Genomic DNA, 15,280 nt, shown 5'->3' on the forward strand with positions numbered 1-15,280 from the left:
GGTCGCCCGCCTTCAGAGCGGCGCTTCATTCTAAGCGTCGCCATTGGGCGTCGGCCAAAGGGAGCCCATAAATGTGAGCTTCGGCCAACGCCCACGGTCGGCAGACGCCGACATGGGATCGAAAGGCATGGGCATGACCGACGACGAGTTGGAACAGTTGGCGGCGCGGTGCGAGCGCGCGACGGCTGGGCCTTGGCGACCTGGATCGAGGGGCGAGACCATCGGTCCGGGTCGGACGTCATCACCACCGCGGCGGGCGACATCGAGCTGTCGGGGGCCAGCCAGGCCGACCAGGACTTCATCGCCGCGGCGCGGCAGGACGTCCCGGCGCTGCTTGCCGAGGTCGCCCGCCTTCGCGCGGCGCTGAGGGCGGCGGGGGACTCGTAGGGGCGCAGCGACCAGCGTCCAGCGCGGACGGGCGAGCGACTGATCGTCGCCGCCGATCCAGGGCCCGTCCAAGACGTTGTTGTCGGGGCGGGGGCGCGAGGAGCGCAGCATGAACCTACAAAAGGCCTATTCCGCATTGCTGGTTGCGGATCTCGATGCGTCAGAAGACTGGTACGCGCGGCTGATGGCGCGCGGGCCAGACAACCGGCCGATGGACACGCTGGTCCAATGGGAACTGTTCGACCATGTCGGACTGGCCATCTCGACCAGCACCGAGATCGCTGACAGCGGCGCGGTGTTCCTCATCGTCCAAGACGTGGGGGCCGAGCGGCGGCGACTGGCCGGGCTGGAGATCGAGCTGAGCGCCGACATTCCGGGCGACTATTCGGTCCTGGCTCAAGTCCGTGATCCGGACGGCAACCTGATCACCTTGGCGAGCCCGCCGGACCCGGAGTATCCGGCGGCATAGTGGCCGCTGTAGGTCGCGGAATGGGCGTCACGGCGCTCAGCGATCGTCGCCGGTGAATTCGCGATAGGCCCAGGCCTGGATCAGGCGCCACAGGGCCAGGCCTAGGCCGCCGAGGAAGCTGACGCCCAGCGCGACGGGGAGCGAGAGCGCGAGCGCCTGCCAGCTTCCGACGCGGACAGGCGGGATGCCCGCCAACGGAATTCCCACGGCAATGAACGTGGCGCCGAGGCCCTTGAGAAAGCCCTGCCAGGGTGAACCGGGACGGATGATCAGGTTTCGCAGCGGTCACCCCCAAGAACACGGACGCGCCTGTATGCGACGCGGCGGCGATGACGGCTAGCGTGGCAATCACGCTGCGGGACTGTTGACTTAGTCGTAGTCGACGTCCGCGATGAGCCCCCTACCGCGCCAGCACCACATGCGTCGCGCCCTCGCCGGCGACGTGCTCGGTCACCCGGAAGCCCAGGGCCGGCAGATCGAGGCCGGTGAGCAGGGATTCGCCTTGGCCCAGCAGGACCGGGGCCAGGGCCAGGTGCACCTCGTCGATGGCGCCGGCGCGCAGGTATTGGCGGACGGTGGCGACGCCGCCGCCGATCTTGACGTCGAGGTCGCCGGCGGCGGCCTTGGCCCGGTCTAGCGCCGCCTCAATGCCGTCGGTGACGAAGTGAAAGGTGGTGCCGCCCTGCATCTGGATCGGCTCGCGCGGGTGGTTGGTCAGCACGAAGGTCGGGGCGTGGTAGGGCGGATCATCGCCCCACCAGCCCTGCCAGGCCTCGTCCGGCCGCCAGGGGCCGCGGACCGGGCCGAACATGTTGCGGCCGAGGATGAAGGCGCCGAAGCCGCTCATGGCGCGCTGCGCATAGGCCTGATCGACGCCGTCGGAGCCGCCGTCCTGGCCGTGCATGGCGTGGAAGAAGCGGGTGGCGAAGGCCCATTGGTGCAGCTGCTCTCCGCCGCGGCCCAGCGGGTGCTCAAGGCTCTGGTCAGGGCCCGCGCCGAAGCCGTCGAGCGAGATCGAAAAGGCCCCTACCCGCACCCGTGACATCGCCGCCTCCGCCGCCCTCGCCCGCCGACCGGGCCAGGCATCCTAGGACGAAGGCCGCGGCCGTGTCGCGAGGGCGCTTAGTTCCCCTCAGGGCGCGCCCCGGCAATCTTAAGGCGAGGCGCGCGGGTAAACCCCGATATCGCGGTTGAGACCGCCCGCCAGACTCCACGCTCCAAATTGTTGGCCCAAAATTTTTGGCGAGGAACGTGGCGATGGCGAAAAAACCGAACATCCTGATCATGTGGGGCGACGACATCGGTCAGTCGAACCTCAGCTGCTTCACCAAGGGCATGATGGGCTATCGGACGCCCAACATCGACCGCGTCGCCAATGAAGGCATGCTGTTCACCGACTACTACGCCGAACAGAGCTGCACCGCCGGCCGCGCCAGCTTCATCACCGGTCAGGGCGGGCTGCGCACCGGCCTGACCAAGGTCGGCATGCCGGGCGCCAAGGAAGGCATGAAGGACTCGATCCCGACCATCGCCACGGTGCTCAAGGCGCAGGGCTACGCCACCGGCCAGTTCGGCAAGAACCACCTGGGCGACCGCGACGAGCAACTGCCGACGATGCATGGCTTCGACGAGTTCTTCGGCAACCTCTACCACCTCAACGCCGAAGAAGAGCCGGAGAACCCGGACTATCCGGATCCGAAGGAGTTCCCCAACTTCCGCAAGCGTTTCGGTCCGCGCGGGGTCCTGCACTGCAAGTCCGACGGCAAGGGCGGGCAATCGATCGAGGACACCGGTCCGCTGACCAAGAAGCGCATGGAGACCATCGACGACGAGGTGACGGAAAAGGCCGTCGCCTTCATTCGCGCCCAGGTGAAGGCCGGCGTGCCGTTCTTCGTCTGGTTCAACACCACGCACATGCACTTCCGCACCCACGTGAAGCCGTCCAGCCGCGGCCAGGCGGGACGCTGGCAGAGCGAGTATCACGACGTGATGATCGACCATGACAAGGCGATCGGCGTGCTGCTCGACCTCATCGACGAACTCGGCGTCGCCGACGACACCTTCGTCATGTACTCGACCGACAACGGCCCGCACTGCAACTCGTGGCCGGACGCCGGCACCACGCCGTTCCGCTCGGAAAAGAACACCAGCTGGGAGGGCGCCTACCGCGTGCCGGCCATGGTCCGCTGGCCGGGCAAGATCAAGGCGGGCTCGATCTCGAACGACATCGTCTCGCACCTCGACTGGCTGCCGACCTTCGCCGAGATGGCCGGGGCCGCGACGATCAAGGAAGACCTGAAGAAGGGCGCCACGCTGGGCGGCAAGAAGTACAAGACCCACCTCGACGGCGACAGCCTGGTCGGCCACCTGACCAAGGGTGAGAAGAGCCCGCGCAAGGGCTTCATCTACTTCACCGACGAAGGCGAAGTGGCCGGACTGCGCATGGACAACTGGAAGGTGGTGTTCATGGAGCAGAAGGCCGGAGGAACGCTGGAGATCTGGGAACGGCCGTTCGTCACCGGCCGCATCCCCAGGCTGTACAACCTGCGCACCGACCCCTACGAGTTCGCCGACATCACCTCGAACACGTACTGGGACTGGTACCTGGATCGGGCGTTCATCCTGGTGCCGTGCCAGGACATCATCGGCGACTATCTCGAGACAATGAAGGAGTTCCCGCCCGCCCAACGGGCCGGCAGCTTCAATCTCGAGAAGGTGATGGACACCTTGCAGTTCGGCGCCACCGGCGGCGCCTGACGACCTTGGTCGGGGCGTGGCGGGTCGTCCCGCCCGCCCCTTCCGGCGCGCGCCCTAGAACTTCTGGGTCAGGCTGATCGTGAAGTTGCGCGGGGCGCCGTAGCGGTACTGGCTGAAGTAGCTGATCTGGCTGTAGTAGGTCTCGTCGAACAGGTTATCGACGTTGACCTGAACGACCGTGGTGTCGGTGATCGCGTAGCGGGCCATCAGGTTGACCAGGGCGAAGGCCTCCTGCTCGATCCGCGTCGGGGCGGTGGTCACCGGGTTGACCGCCAGCGAGTAGATCGTGTCGCGCCAGCTGACGCCGCCGCCGACGGTCAGGCCGTCGAGTGCGCCGCCGAACTGCCCCTCGAACCCATAGGTGGTGAACAGCGAGAAGCTCTTGCGCGGCTGGTCGGTGTTGACCTTGGCGCCGGCCGCGTCCTCGACCTCGAACTGGGCGTAACTGGCGCTGACGTTCCAGTTGGGATTGATGCGGCCGGTGGCTTCCAGCTCGAAACCGGTGCTCTCGGCGCCGTCGGCCGGGGCGTAGGCCTCCTCCGGCGGATTCGAGCCGGGCACCATGACGCCGGTCGGCTGGCCCAGCCCGTCCTGCTGGATCTTGAAGACCGCCACCGAGGTCTGCAGGCCGTTGTCGAAGAACGCGCTCTTCAGGCCAAGTTCGTAGGCCTTGCCGGTGATCGGCTCGAGGGTCTTGGCGTTGATGTCGCGGACGTTCTGCGGCTGGAAGATCTCGGTGTAGCTGGCGTAGAGCCGGTGCTGGTCGGTCAGGTCGTAGAGCGCGCCGATATAGGGGATGACGACGTCATCGGCCTTGTAGTTGTCAGCCGCCCCGCCGTTGATCCCGCTGCGCTCCCACGAGGAGAACCGCGCGCCGCCGATCACCTTCAGCTGGTCGGTGATGTTGAGGCGGGTGGCGGCGAAGACGCCGGTCTGCTCGGTCTTGTTGTCGGTGTACTGGGTCGCGGCCGGGCCGAAGGTCGGCTTCGGGAAGTCGCCGTCCCAGGTGTAGATGCTGGTCGCCGGGGCGAAGGCGTTGGGGCCGCCGGCGACGTGGTAGACGACGTCGGAGTCCTGCTTGCTGTAGAGGGCGCCCAGGGTGAAGTCGTGCTGGCGGCCAAGCAGCGCGTAGTCGCCGTGCAACTGGACGTCGAAGCTGTCCTGGGTGGTCTCGCCCTTGCTCTTGTAGGGCCAGGTGGCCAGGCCGACGCCGGTGGTCCGGTCGATTGCGCCGTAGAGGTAGAGCAGCTGGGAATCCTGGTCGTTGATCAGCCGGTTGTAGTTGAGCGAGACGTTCCAGCCGTTGCTGAACGTGTGGGCCAGGTTGGCGAAATAGTTGGTGTTGGTGGTGTCCCAGTAGGACCAGTTCGCCGCGGTGTTGGTCGAGACCGGCAGGCTGGTCAGACCGCCGTCGGTGTAGAAGGTCGGCAGCGCGCCCCAAAACGCGGCGTTCGGATTGGTGTCCTGGCGGCTGGCCCCGGCCCGCAGCAGGGTGGCGTCGGTGAGGTCGGCCTCGACCACGCCGTAGAACACTGACTTCTCGGTGGACTGGCGGTCGAAGTAGGTGTCGCGGTTCTCGTACTTGGCCACCACCCGGCCGCGGATCCGCCCGTCGCTGGTCGCGCCGGAGACGTCGGCCTCGACCTGGAACTTGTTCCAACTGCCGGCCGCCGCCGACACAGAGCCGCCGAACTCGCGGGCGTCGGCGTGCTTGCGGACCAGGTTGATGGAGGCGGACGGATCGCCGGCGCCGGTCAGGAGGCCGGTGGCGCCGCGAACGATCTCGACCCGCTCGTAGATCGACATGTCGGCGACCGTCTCGCCGGAGTCGCCGGCCAGGCTCCACGACAGCGGCACGCCGTCGATCTGGTAGTTCTTGATCTCGAAGCCGCGGGCGTTGAACACGTTGCGCACGTCGTCGACCTCGACCATCGAGACGCCGGCGGTGTTGCGCACCACGTCGGCGATGGTGGTCAGGTTCTGGTCGCGCATGCGCTGCTGGGTGATCACGGTCACTGACTGCGGGGTCTCGCGCACGGTGAGGCCGAGGCCCGTGGCGGTGTCGATCTGCTCGTCGACCGTATAGCGGCCGGTGACCACCAGCTCGTCGACGTTGGTCTCTTGTGCTTGAGCCACGCCGGCGATCGCCGCCAGCGCCACGCCCGTCAACAGCCCCAGTTTCCGTTGCATTCGATGTCCCCCGACATGGGGAGCCTGCGACCTTCGCTGCTCCCGCTAATGCGAGTTATTCGCATTAGCAGCAGGCGCCGCGTCGCACAAGTGCGGCGGGCCGGCGCATTTGCGTCGGCGAACCACTTTCAGCGAACATTGTTCAACGACTAGACTGGCGCGAGTCACCAAGGGGGAAATCAAAGATGCATCGCAAGCTCGCCGCTGGCCTGGCCGCGGCCGCCATGCTTGTCGCCGGAACGCTGGCGCCGTCGCAGGCGGCCTGGGCGCAGGCCGCCGGGCCGAAGCTGTCGGGCTCGGACCAGAAGTTCTTCAAGCAGCGCAAGCGGGTGGCGATCCCCGCCTATCACGTCACCTACATCACCCAGCAGCAGGGCACGGCGGTGGCCTCGATCGCCGCGCGCTCGCGGCTGAACCTGGTGCTGGAGGGCGTCGATGACGCGACCATGCAGGCGCTGGCCGACGAGGCGCACGCCGACCTAGTGGCGCAGTTCAAGGCCGCCGGCTTCGACGTGCTCTCCGACTCCGAGGCCGCGGCCCTGGCCGCCGGCGTGGCCGCCGCGCCGAACAACCGCGACGTGGTGGCGGTGGGACCATCGATCACCATCGGCAAGTCGGTGAAGATGGGCTGGACGGCGATGGGCGCGCAGGCCGCGCCGCTGCTGACCGCGTTCCACAACCCCTCCAACTCGCCGATGGGCCGGATGACCGCCATGGACGCAACCGGCAAGCTCGGCGGGGCGGCGCGCAACGCCGACGCGGTGGCGGTGATCCCGCAGGTGGTGATCGACTTCGCCGACATGGAGGCCAAGACCGGCGGCGACTTCCTGGGCCGCTCGAGCGCCGGGGTGTCGTCGAACCTGCGCTTTGGCCTGCGGGCCGGATCGGGCGCACAACTGGTCAGCGCCTACGACCGGGGGCCGGCCTTCGCCGGCGGCTGGAGCCTTTTGACCGACTATCCGATGGCCGGCTCATTCGCGACCATCGAGGAAGGCGGCGCCGGGGTGCGGGTCGGCTCGATGGGCGCGATGACCGACCAAAACTACCAGATCAAGGACCGCGTCCGCGGCGACGCCGTGGTCGTCGATCTGGCCGCCTGGAAGGGTCTGGTGCAGCAGGCCTATCGCGCCCAGAACGCGGCCATCGTCGCCGCGGCGGTGAAAGGGCGCGGCTGAACGACGCTGAGAACGTCGCTACCTGGCGTTTAGTAACCTGTCGGAGAGCAATCGCCGTATAGACCCCTGATGCCGGATTCCGCCGGCGCATTTCGAGGGGCAAGACATGGCGACGTTCACGGTCACCAACGCGAACGACTCGGGCGCCGGCTCGCTGCGGCAGGCGATCGAAGACGCCAACGCGGCTGGCGGGAACGACATCATCTTCATTGGTCAGCCCGGCCTGGTCTTTTCCCCGACGACCTTGCTGCCCGCGATCCTCGAGACGCTGAACTTCACGGGCGAGTCCCTCAGCATCAACAGCGTCCTCACGGCGGGCGCCGGGATCTCGCTCGGCGCCGCCACCACGATCCAAGGCCTGTCGGGCCCGGGCACGGTGCTCATCGGCGCAGGACTGACGATCAACGGCGTCGCCGACCAGACCCTGAGCAATATCCTCTCGGGGACCGGCTGGCTGACCAAGCTGGGCGCCTCGACCCTCACGCTTGCCGGCGCCAACACGTTCCTGGGCCCGCTCTCCGTACTGGCCGGCGGCGTGACCCTCACCGGCGGCGAGGCGGTGAACGACGCCGCGGGCGTGATGGTCGCTGCGGGCGCGACCCTGACCGTGGCCGCGAGCGAAGCCGTCGGTTCGATCGCGGGCGCCGGCTCGGTAGTCATCGCCGCCGGGGAGATCCTGCGCGCCGGGGGCGACAACACCACCACGACCTTCAGCGGCGTGATCAGCGGATCCGGCGGACTGGAGCACAACGGCACGGGGACTCTGACGCTCTCCGGATCAAACGTCTACGCCGGCGCGACGACGGTCGGCGGAGGAACGCTGTCGATCACGTCCGACGGTAATCTCGGCTCCGAGAGCGTGATCCTGAACAGCGGTGCGACGCTGTCGGTCAGCGGCGCGACGACCATCGACAACACCGTCGTCCTGAACGGCGCGGCGACCTACTACAGCGTAGGCACGCACACTTTGTCGGGTGTCATCGGCGGCGCCGGCTCGCTCACCAAGGCCGGCGCCGGGTCGCTGCAGCTCACCGGAACGAACACCTTCAGCGGCGGGGTCACCGTCAGCGGCGGCACGTTGATCATTGCGTCGGACGCCAGCCTCGGCTCGGGAACCGTCACCCTGTCGGCCGGGACCACCCTGGCGGTGGACAGCGCCACCACGATCGACAACGCCGTCGTCCTCGCTGGCGGCGTGACCCTCACTGCAACCACCAACCAGACGATGTCCGGGGCCATCAGCGGCGCAGGCGGGCTGACCAAGGTCGGCATGAATACGCTGACCCTCTCGGGAACCAACAACTACCTCGGCTCGACGACGGTCTCCGGCGGTACGCTGTCGATCGCCTCTGACGCCAATCTCGGCGCGGGAACCTTGATCCTCGGGGGCAGCTCGACGCTGACGGTCACCGGCGCGACCACCATCGACAACGCCATCACCCTCACCGGCGCGGCGACCTATTCCTCGGCGGCCGCCCAGACCCTGTCGGGCGCCATCATCGGCGCGGGCTCGCTCACCAAGACCGGCGCGGGCACGCTGACGCTATCAGGGACCAACAGTTACGCCGGCGCGACGACGGTGAACGAGGGAACGCTCTCGATCGCCTCCGACGCCAACCTCGGCGGCGGAACCGTGTCACTCGGTACGGACGGCAAGCTGCTGGTGACCGGCGCGACCACCATCGACAACGCCATCTCGCTGACCGGCAACGGCATCTATGAAAGCTGGGCCGACCAGACGCTGTCAGGCGCGATCAGCGGTTCGGGCACCATGCTCACCAAGAGCGGCGGCGGAACGCTGACGTTGTCGGGCGTGAACTCCTACGGCGCCACGACGGTCCTGGGCGGCACGCTGTCCATCGCCTCGGACGCCAATCTCGGCTCCGGCGCCCTTACACTCGGCACGGTCGCGACGCTGGCGGTGACCGGCTCCACCACGATCGACAACGCCATCATCCTCGGGGGCACCGGGACCATTACGTCGGCGAGCAACCAAACCCTGTCCGGCGTCATCAGCGGGCCGGGCTCGCTGATCAAGGCCGGGTCCGGAACGCTGACCCTGTCCGGCACGAACACCTATGCCGGGACCACAACCGTCAGCGGCGGCTCACTGGTGGTCTCCGGCGCGATCAGCTCGGCGACGCAGGTCCTGACCGGCGCCACGCTGGGCGGCGGCGGGACGGTCGGTGCGGTGACCGTGGCCTCAGGCGGCACGCTCGACCCCGGAAACGGCGTGGGCGCCTTGCACACCGGCAACCTGATGCTGGCGTCGGGCTCGACGCTCGGCCTGCAAGGCGCTGGCGCCGGGCAGTTCGACCAGCTTCAGGTCACCGGCTCCGTCTCCTTGGCCGGGACGCTGACGCTCGGCCTCACCAACGGCTTTGCGCTCGGCGCCACGACGACCTTCGTCATCATCGACAACGACGGGTCCGATGCCGTCGTCGGAACCTTCAGCGGGCTGGCGGAGGGCGCGACGGTCTCGGCGGGCGGGACGAGCTTCACGATCAGCTATATCGGCGGCACCGGCAACGACGTCACCCTGACCTATACCGCGCCCCCCAGCCCGGGCGGCGGCGGTGGGGAAACCCCCAGCAACACGCCGACCGAGGGCGCGGACACGATCACCCTGCCGCCGGAAGGCGGACGGGTGCTGGCCGGCGGCGGCGACGACAGCGTCACCGGCGCGGGCGGCGACGACTACATCCACGGCAACCAGGGCGACGACCGGCTGGTGGGCGGCGGCGGCGGCGACACCCTGCTGGGCGGCCAGGGCAATGACTTCCTGCACGGCAACCAGGGCGACGACGTGCTCTATGGCGACATGGGCGCCGACAGCGTCGCCGGCGGCCAAGGCGATGACTTCGTGCACGGCAACCAGGGGGACGATGTCCTGTTGGGCGACCTCGGCAACGACACCCTGGTCGGTGGGCAAGGACATGACGCCCTCCAGGGCGGCGACGGCGCGGACTACCTTTCCGGCGACCTCGGCGACGACGTGCTGACCGGCGGCGCGGGGGCCGACATCTTCAACTTCCGCGGCGGCCAGGGCCGCGACATCGTCACCGACTTCGGCGAAGGCGACCGGATCTGGCTGTCGGCCAGCGACGCCCAGAACTTCCAGGCGCTGGCCGCGAAGATCACCATGGTCGGCGCCGACGCGGTCATCACGCTGGCCAACCAGAGCATCGTGCTGGCGGGCGTGTCGGCGAGCAGCCTGACGGCGGACGATTTCGTCTTCGCCTAGGCCAGCGTCCGCTATGATCGCGCCATGAGCCCCCTCCCCCTCGTCATCCGCCCTGACGATGTGCTGATCGTCATCGATCCGCAGGTCGACTTCTGCCCCGGCGGGGCGCTGGCGGTGGCGGGGGGCGATGAGATCATGCCGCTGATCAACCAGATCGCGGGCCGGTTCGAGCATGTGGTGATCACCCAGGACTGGCATCCGCGCGAGCAGATCTCGTTCGCCTCCAATCACCCCGGGGCCGAGCCGTTCAGCGTGGTCGAGGTCGCCTACGGGCCCCAGACCCTGTGGCCCGACCACTGCGTGCAGGGAACGCGCGGCGCGCAGCTGCATCCGGCGCTGGACGTGACCCACGCCCAGCTGGTGCTGCGCAAGGGTTACCACCGCGAGGTCGACAGCTATTCGGCGTTCTTCGAGAACGACAAGGTCACCGCCACCGGCCTTTCCGGCTACCTGCGTCAGCGCGGCCTGAAGCGCTGCGTGTTCGTCGGCCTGGCTCTGGATTTCTGCGTCCGCTGCTCGGCCGAGGACGCCTTGACCGAGGGCTTCGAGGCGGTGGTCGTGCCGCAGGCGAGCCGCGCCATCGACCTGGACAGCTCGGAGGCCGCGGCGATGGCCTCGTTCGCGGCCCGGGGCGTCGTCCTCGCCGCCGCTTAGAGCCGCCGGCCCATCCGCGCGTAGGCCTGCCGCGGGATCGGCCCCGGCGCCAAGCGCGCCGCGCGGCCGAGCGCCGAGAGCGTGACCTTGGCCGCAGCCAGGCGGGCGGGATTGGCGACTAGACCAAGTTGAGCGCCCACGCCGGGAGGCAGCAGGTCGATGCTGGCCTCGACCACGAGCGGCTGCAGCGCGCGGCCGACCAGCCCCATCGGCGAGGTGCGCCGCACGATGCCGAGGAACTCGTCGATGATCGGATGGTGCACGAGGCCCGGCCGCATGGCCTGCATCCGCTCGGCGGTCATGGCGGCCGAGGTCGAGGGATTGGCGGCGCCGAACGCGCGCCCGACCACGCCGCCCTCCAGATAGTAGCGGTCCTGGTCGGCCCGGCTGAGCCTGGGTTCGACATAGCGGTGATAGGCGTTGAGGAAGCCATAGGCGGCGGTCACGTGGACCCAGTCGGCCAGCTCGGGATCGCGGGCGTGATAGGCCTGCCCCTCGGGCGTCTGGCCCCGAACGCGCTCGTGCATGCGCGTGACCATGGCGATACGGGCGTCGGCCGCGGCGCGAGGCGCGTAGGTGGTGATCATCGTCGCCTCGCCGGTCCGGCGCATGCGGGTCAGCGGATCGCTGGCGAAGATCGAGTGCTCCCAGACGCCGGTGCGGACCCGCGGCTCGGCCAATTCGAGGATCACCGCCGCCACCCCGCCGATCGCCAGGGCGATCGGGTTGGCGTGCACCCGCCAGGCGACGGAGTCGGGACCGTAAAGGCCCGGATCGCCCTGCGGTTGGGTGTAGTCGATGCGTGAGGGCCCAAAGATCCGCCGGTCCAGCGCGCCGGCCAAGCCAGCGCCTGGGGCGTCCAGCACCGCCCGTGTCGAAGTCTCCAAGCTCATCTCGCCTCGCGTCTGCCCGTCCGCAGCCTAGCGAGAACCTAAACGGGCGAACAACCTGACGGTTCTGCCAGGGTGCTCAGGCGACCTTGGAACGTGACGCCGGCTCAGCCTGCTGGGCCTGCTCGGCCTGCCACTGGGCGCGCAGGGTGCGGCTGGTCTCGCGGCTGGCGTCGTGGCTCCAGCCCGGAGGACCGAACAGGTAGCCGAGCGCGTGGCGCGGATGGCGCGCGACGTCCGCCAGCATCCCCGCCCACTCATGGAACGCCACCCGCAGGATGTTGAAGTCGCCGAGGTTCTTGACGATGCCATACCGACACGGCTCCTCGTCCAGCTCGGGCTGGAAGGTGCCGAACAGCTTGTCCCAGACGATCAGGATCCCGGCGTAGTTGCGATCGAGGTAGCGCGGGTTGCGGGCATGGTGGACGCGGTGATGCGAGGGGGTGTTGAACACCGCCTCGAACCAGCGCGGCATTCGACCGATCGCCTCGGTGTGAATCCAGAACTGATAGACGAGGCTGATCCCCTTCTGGATGGCGATCATCGCCGGCGGAAAGCCGAGGAAGGCCAGCGGCAGCCACAGCGCCCAGGTCCCGGCCACGCCGCCGGTCCAGGTCTGCCGCAGCGCGGTCGAGAGATTGTAGTGTTGCGAGGAGTGGTGGTTGACGTGCGCGGCCCACCAGAAGCGGCGCTCATGGCTGAGCCGGTGGAACCAGTAGTAGGTCAGGTCCTCAAGCAGGAAGAGCCCGATCCACGCCCAGACCGCGGTCATCGGGATGTCGAACAGCCGGTGCTGGTAGACGTAGAGCGTGGCCACGGCGACGACGCCGCCGACCAGTAGACCGGCCAAGGTGCTGCCCAGGCCCATGATGAGCGAGGCGGCGGTGTCCTTGGTTTCGTAGTGGGTGCGGGTGCGGCCCAGCCGCGCCAGCGCCACCTCCAGAATGATCGCCAGAATGAAGAACGGCGTCGCGAGCGTAACGGGGTCGAAAGTCATGCGGCGCGGCGGTCCTCGCCCGGGCCCGGGGCCGGCGGCCAGTTTTGCAGCGCCAGTCGCGCCAACGGCGCGGCGACGTCGGAGAGATCGAGCCGCACCACCCCGTCACGGAACGAGGAGGCGACGGCCTGGGTCCAGGGAATGTGGCGCGCGACATAGCCGTCGCCGACCTCGCAGAGCACCAGGGCCGCTGCGCCGGACTTGGCCAGGGCGCCGCGACCGTCGACCGCCACCCAGACGCGCTCGATAGGGCGACCGGGGAACTCCTCGGCCAGCAGGCTGAGAGCTTTAGCGTCGGTCAGCGGCGTCATCGGCTTGGCGATCTTGGCCCAGGCGGCCAAACTCACCAGCAGAGCGATGGCTCCCGCCGATGCAGCGAACTGCACGAAGAATGCTTGCGACACTTACGGTCCTCCCCGCCGACAGCGTCCGCCCGCAGAACATGACCGTCAAGTGACAGCTACTTAGGGGCGCAGCTTCGCAAGCAGCGGCGGCGCCCCGGCCGCGACGCGGCGGCGCAGAACTTCGCGGGCGACCAGGCCGACGATCACCAGACCGCCGAGGGTGATGGCGGCGATGGTGGTCAGGTGCGCTTCACCCAGGGCTTCGAGTTCGGCCAGGCCCTTGGCGGCGAAGTAGCCGGGCGCGAGGATGGCCAGCACCCAGACGGCGGCCGACAGCGCGTTGGCCAGCTGGAAGGTGCGGCGGCGCATCTGCAGCAGGCCGGCGACCAGCGGCACGAAGGCGCGCAGCGGACCGAAGAACCGGCCGATGAAGATCGAGGCCGCGCCGTAGCGGCGGTTGAACAGCCGGGTGCGGGCGACCTTGCGGCGGTGCCCCTTGAACATCGGGTGGCGCAGGGCGCGCGGGCCCAGCCGACGGCCGAGCTCGAACGAGACGGCGTCGCCGATGATCGCGCCGGCGACGCACCAGAGCACCACCTCGACCGGATCGAGAACGCCCGCGGCGATCAGGCCGCCCGCCATCACCATCAGGGCGGTGGCCGGGATGAACGCGCCGATCAGGACCAGCGATTCCAGCAGCGTGACGACGCCCAGCACAAGGCCGGCCCAGGCGGCGTGCCGGGCGATGAAATCCGCGAGACTCTGAATGAACGCTTCCATGGGAGGAGCCCGATATGGGCCTGCTCCTGCGTCCGCGCGAGGGGGCGCAAGGCCGCGGCCGGCAAGTTTTTCGGCTTGTGGCGCATATGTCTCAGAGGGCGCCTGGAACCGTCATTTGTTCTTGTTATGTTCTGATCATGCGGTAAGCTGGGCGGATGCATGAAACCACCGAGCCCGATGGCCCGCGCAAGCGCGCGGCGACGCCGTTCTGCGAGGAGACCGCCGCGCAGATCTGCGCGCGGGTGAGCGCCGGCGAAAGCCTGCGGGCGATCTGCAAGCCGCGCCATATGCCGGGCGCGGCGACCGTTCACCGCTGGGCCGCGGTGCGCCCCGCGTTCGGAGCCGCGCTGCGCCAGGCGCAGGCCGCCGCGCAGGCCGCGCGGCGCGACGCCTATCGCGCCGGCGCCGCCGACCGCGCCTGGAAGCGCGCCCGTCCCTGGGCGCGTCCCGACGCCTATCGGGCCGAAGTCGGCGAGGAGATCTGCCGGCGACTGGCCAGCGGCCGCAGCCTGCTGGAGATCTGCGGCGAGGCCGACATGCCGGTCACCGGCACCGTCTATGAGTGGCTGCGCGCCCACGACGACTTCGCCGCCATGTACCGGCAGGCCCGGCGGATGCAGGCGGAGATGCTGGCCGACCTGGCCTGGGCGATCGCCTCGGAAGCGCAGGAGAGCGACATCAAGGTCGCGCGGCTGCAGTTCGATGTGCTGCGCTGGCGGGCGGCGCGGCTGGCGCCCAAGGCCTATCGCGAGGCGGAGTGCGAGCAGGAGAATGGGGCCAAGGGCGGCTTCGAAGTCTATCTGCAGGACTTCAGCAGCGGGGCGATCCTGGCCGGGCCGATATGGTCGGGACCGGGCGCCTGACGCCCTGCCCGGCTCAGCTGTCAGGGAAACTTCACGCAAGTTTCGCGCTTTCTGGGGTGGCGAAACGACGCGGGAGACCTATCTGTGCTGGCATCGGAAGTGAGCCAGCGAGCGACGCACATGTGTCGATGTCACCTTAAACAGGGCCGAATGCCGGCCTGACCTCGCCCAGCGGGCGCCATGCGATGGCCGTCCGCATGCTCCATCGTGAAGCCTCAGAACGGGGCGTTCGCGAACCCCGAAAGTAAGTAGAGTAAAAAGGAGCTCACATGGCTCTTCAGATTTTGGTTGGGCCCGCCGGCGACGGCTGGGCTGTCCGTTCAGAAGCCTTCGACAACGAACTCATCTTTGAAGCCGGGGGCCGCGCCGAAGCCGCCGCCCGCGCACTGGCCGACCGTTACGCGCGTTCGGGAAGCGCGGCCGAGGTGCAGATCTTCCTGCGCAACGGCGACCTGGCAGGCCGTTTCCTACATCGCGCTGCCGCCTGACGGCGGCGCGCACAACCCATGAAAAAGGGCCGCCCCCGCAAG

15 protein-coding genes are annotated in these 15,280 nt (G+C 68.7%); 8 read left to right on the forward strand and 7 right to left on the reverse strand.

Features of this window, described 5'->3' with window-relative positions; all coding sequences use genetic code 11:
* Positions 1 to 168 precede the first annotated feature (168 nt).
* Together C0481_RS20040 and C0481_RS20045 are read left to right on the forward strand one after the other, a co-directional pair.
* Positions 169 to 387 carry a hypothetical protein gene (locus C0481_RS20040; RefSeq protein ID WP_293407203.1) on the forward strand — a complete coding sequence of 73 codons (219 nt, stop codon included), beginning with the start codon at positions 169 to 171 and terminating at the stop codon, positions 385 to 387.
* Between the two features lie 109 nt (positions 388 to 496).
* A complete protein-coding gene (locus tag C0481_RS20045; protein WP_293407205.1) occupies positions 497 to 856 on the forward strand; it encodes a VOC family protein in 360 nt (119 codons plus the stop codon).
* Positions 857 to 892: 36 nt separating this feature from the next.
* On the opposite strand, the gene C0481_RS20050 is transcribed toward C0481_RS20045, so the two are convergent.
* Together C0481_RS20050 and C0481_RS20055 are read right to left on the reverse strand one after the other, a co-directional pair.
* Positions 893 to 1,051, reverse strand: coding sequence for a hypothetical protein (locus C0481_RS20050; RefSeq protein ID WP_293407207.1), 159 nt, complete (start codon positions 1,049 to 1,051; stop codon positions 893 to 895).
* A gap of 205 nt (positions 1,052 to 1,256) precedes the next feature.
* The gene (locus C0481_RS20055; RefSeq protein ID WP_293407209.1) at positions 1,257 to 1,901 is read right to left on the reverse strand and encodes a dihydrofolate reductase family protein; all 645 of its coding nucleotides are present in this window, start codon (positions 1,899 to 1,901) and stop codon (positions 1,257 to 1,259) included.
* 212 nt (positions 1,902 to 2,113) lie between these two features.
* Between C0481_RS20055 and C0481_RS20060 the strand changes: the two genes are divergently transcribed.
* Positions 2,114 to 3,613: an arylsulfatase gene (locus tag C0481_RS20060; RefSeq protein WP_293407211.1), complete on the forward strand. Its 1,500-nt coding sequence runs from the start codon at positions 2,114 to 2,116 to the stop codon at positions 3,611 to 3,613.
* 54 nt (positions 3,614 to 3,667) lie between these two features.
* On the opposite strand, the gene C0481_RS20065 is transcribed toward C0481_RS20060, so the two are convergent.
* A complete protein-coding gene (locus tag C0481_RS20065; protein WP_293407213.1) occupies positions 3,668 to 5,803 on the reverse strand; it encodes a TonB-dependent siderophore receptor in 2,136 nt (711 codons plus the stop codon).
* A 185-nt stretch (positions 5,804 to 5,988) separates the two neighbouring features.
* Here C0481_RS20065 and C0481_RS20070 point away from each other — a divergent pair, with 185 nt between their 5' ends.
* The 3 genes from C0481_RS20070 (at position 5,989) to pncA (ending at position 10,876) form a co-directional block, all read left to right on the forward strand.
* Complete coding sequence (locus C0481_RS20070) at positions 5,989 to 6,978, forward strand: hypothetical protein (protein ID WP_293407215.1); 990 nt, start codon at positions 5,989 to 5,991, stop codon at positions 6,976 to 6,978.
* A gap of 106 nt (positions 6,979 to 7,084) precedes the next feature.
* On the forward strand, positions 7,085 to 10,222 hold the full coding sequence (locus C0481_RS20075) for an autotransporter-associated beta strand repeat-containing protein (protein WP_293407217.1): 3,138 nt from the start codon (positions 7,085 to 7,087) through the stop codon (positions 10,220 to 10,222).
* Positions 10,223 to 10,246: 24 nt separating this feature from the next.
* The gene (gene pncA / locus C0481_RS20080; RefSeq protein ID WP_293407220.1) at positions 10,247 to 10,876 is read left to right on the forward strand and encodes a bifunctional nicotinamidase/pyrazinamidase; all 630 of its coding nucleotides are present in this window, start codon (positions 10,247 to 10,249) and stop codon (positions 10,874 to 10,876) included.
* On the opposite strand, the gene C0481_RS20085 is transcribed toward pncA, so the two are convergent.
* The 4 genes from C0481_RS20085 to C0481_RS20100 form a co-directional block, all read right to left on the reverse strand.
* Entirely contained in the window at positions 10,873 to 11,769 is an 897-nt protein-coding gene (locus C0481_RS20085; RefSeq protein WP_293407222.1) for an oxygenase MpaB family protein, read from the reverse strand. The genes pncA and C0481_RS20085 overlap by 4 nt on opposite strands.
* 76 nt (positions 11,770 to 11,845) lie before the next feature.
* Positions 11,846 to 12,763 (reverse strand): sterol desaturase family protein, encoded by a 918-nt coding sequence (locus tag C0481_RS20090; protein WP_293407225.1) that lies wholly within the window; start codon positions 12,761 to 12,763, stop codon positions 11,846 to 11,848.
* On the reverse strand, positions 12,760 to 13,167 hold the full coding sequence (locus C0481_RS20095) for a hypothetical protein (protein WP_293407227.1): 408 nt from the start codon (positions 13,165 to 13,167) through the stop codon (positions 12,760 to 12,762). The genes C0481_RS20090 and C0481_RS20095 overlap by 4 nt, the downstream gene beginning before the upstream one ends.
* Before the next feature lie 60 nt (positions 13,168 to 13,227).
* The gene (locus C0481_RS20100; protein ID WP_293407229.1) at positions 13,228 to 13,887 is read right to left on the reverse strand and encodes a DedA family protein; all 660 of its coding nucleotides are present in this window, start codon (positions 13,885 to 13,887) and stop codon (positions 13,228 to 13,230) included.
* Positions 13,888 to 14,042: 155 nt separating this feature from the next.
* Between C0481_RS20100 and C0481_RS20105 the strand changes: the two genes are divergently transcribed.
* Both C0481_RS20105 and C0481_RS20110 read left to right on the forward strand, forming a co-directional pair.
* On the forward strand, positions 14,043 to 14,750 hold the full coding sequence (locus C0481_RS20105) for a hypothetical protein (RefSeq protein ID WP_293407231.1): 708 nt from the start codon (positions 14,043 to 14,045) through the stop codon (positions 14,748 to 14,750).
* Between the two features lie 269 nt (positions 14,751 to 15,019).
* Complete coding sequence (locus C0481_RS20110; RefSeq protein WP_293407247.1) at positions 15,020 to 15,238, forward strand: hypothetical protein; 219 nt, start codon at positions 15,020 to 15,022, stop codon at positions 15,236 to 15,238.
* Positions 15,239 to 15,280: the final 42 nt, after the last annotated feature.

This window comes from Phenylobacterium sp., assembly GCF_013822795.1.
Taxonomy (GTDB): Bacteria; Pseudomonadota; Alphaproteobacteria; order Caulobacterales; family Caulobacteraceae; genus Phenylobacterium.

Coding starts and splice junctions, on each gene's coding strand:
- C0481_RS20045 (WP_293407205.1), top strand. CDS start 497: ATGAACCTACAAAAGGCCTATTCCGCATTGCTGGTTGCGGATCTCGAT.
- C0481_RS20055 (WP_293407209.1), bottom strand. CDS start 1,901: ATGTCACGGGTGCGGGTAGGGGCCTTTTCGATCTCGCTCGACGGCTTC.
- C0481_RS20060 (WP_293407211.1), top strand. CDS start 2,114: ATGGCGAAAAAACCGAACATCCTGATCATGTGGGGCGACGACATCGGT.
- C0481_RS20065 (WP_293407213.1), bottom strand. CDS start 5,803: ATGCAACGGAAACTGGGGCTGTTGACGGGCGTGGCGCTGGCGGCGATC.
- C0481_RS20070 (WP_293407215.1), top strand. CDS start 5,989: ATGCATCGCAAGCTCGCCGCTGGCCTGGCCGCGGCCGCCATGCTTGTC.
- C0481_RS20075 (WP_293407217.1), top strand. CDS start 7,085: ATGGCGACGTTCACGGTCACCAACGCGAACGACTCGGGCGCCGGCTCG.
- pncA (WP_293407220.1), top strand. CDS start 10,247: ATGAGCCCCCTCCCCCTCGTCATCCGCCCTGACGATGTGCTGATCGTC.
- C0481_RS20085 (WP_293407222.1), bottom strand. CDS start 11,769: ATGAGCTTGGAGACTTCGACACGGGCGGTGCTGGACGCCCCAGGCGCT.
- C0481_RS20090 (WP_293407225.1), bottom strand. CDS start 12,763: ATGACTTTCGACCCCGTTACGCTCGCGACGCCGTTCTTCATTCTGGCG.
- C0481_RS20100 (WP_293407229.1), bottom strand. CDS start 13,887: ATGGAAGCGTTCATTCAGAGTCTCGCGGATTTCATCGCCCGGCACGCC.
- C0481_RS20105 (WP_293407231.1), top strand. CDS start 14,043: ATGCATGAAACCACCGAGCCCGATGGCCCGCGCAAGCGCGCGGCGACG.
- C0481_RS20110 (WP_293407247.1), top strand. CDS start 15,020: ATGGCTCTTCAGATTTTGGTTGGGCCCGCCGGCGACGGCTGGGCTGTC.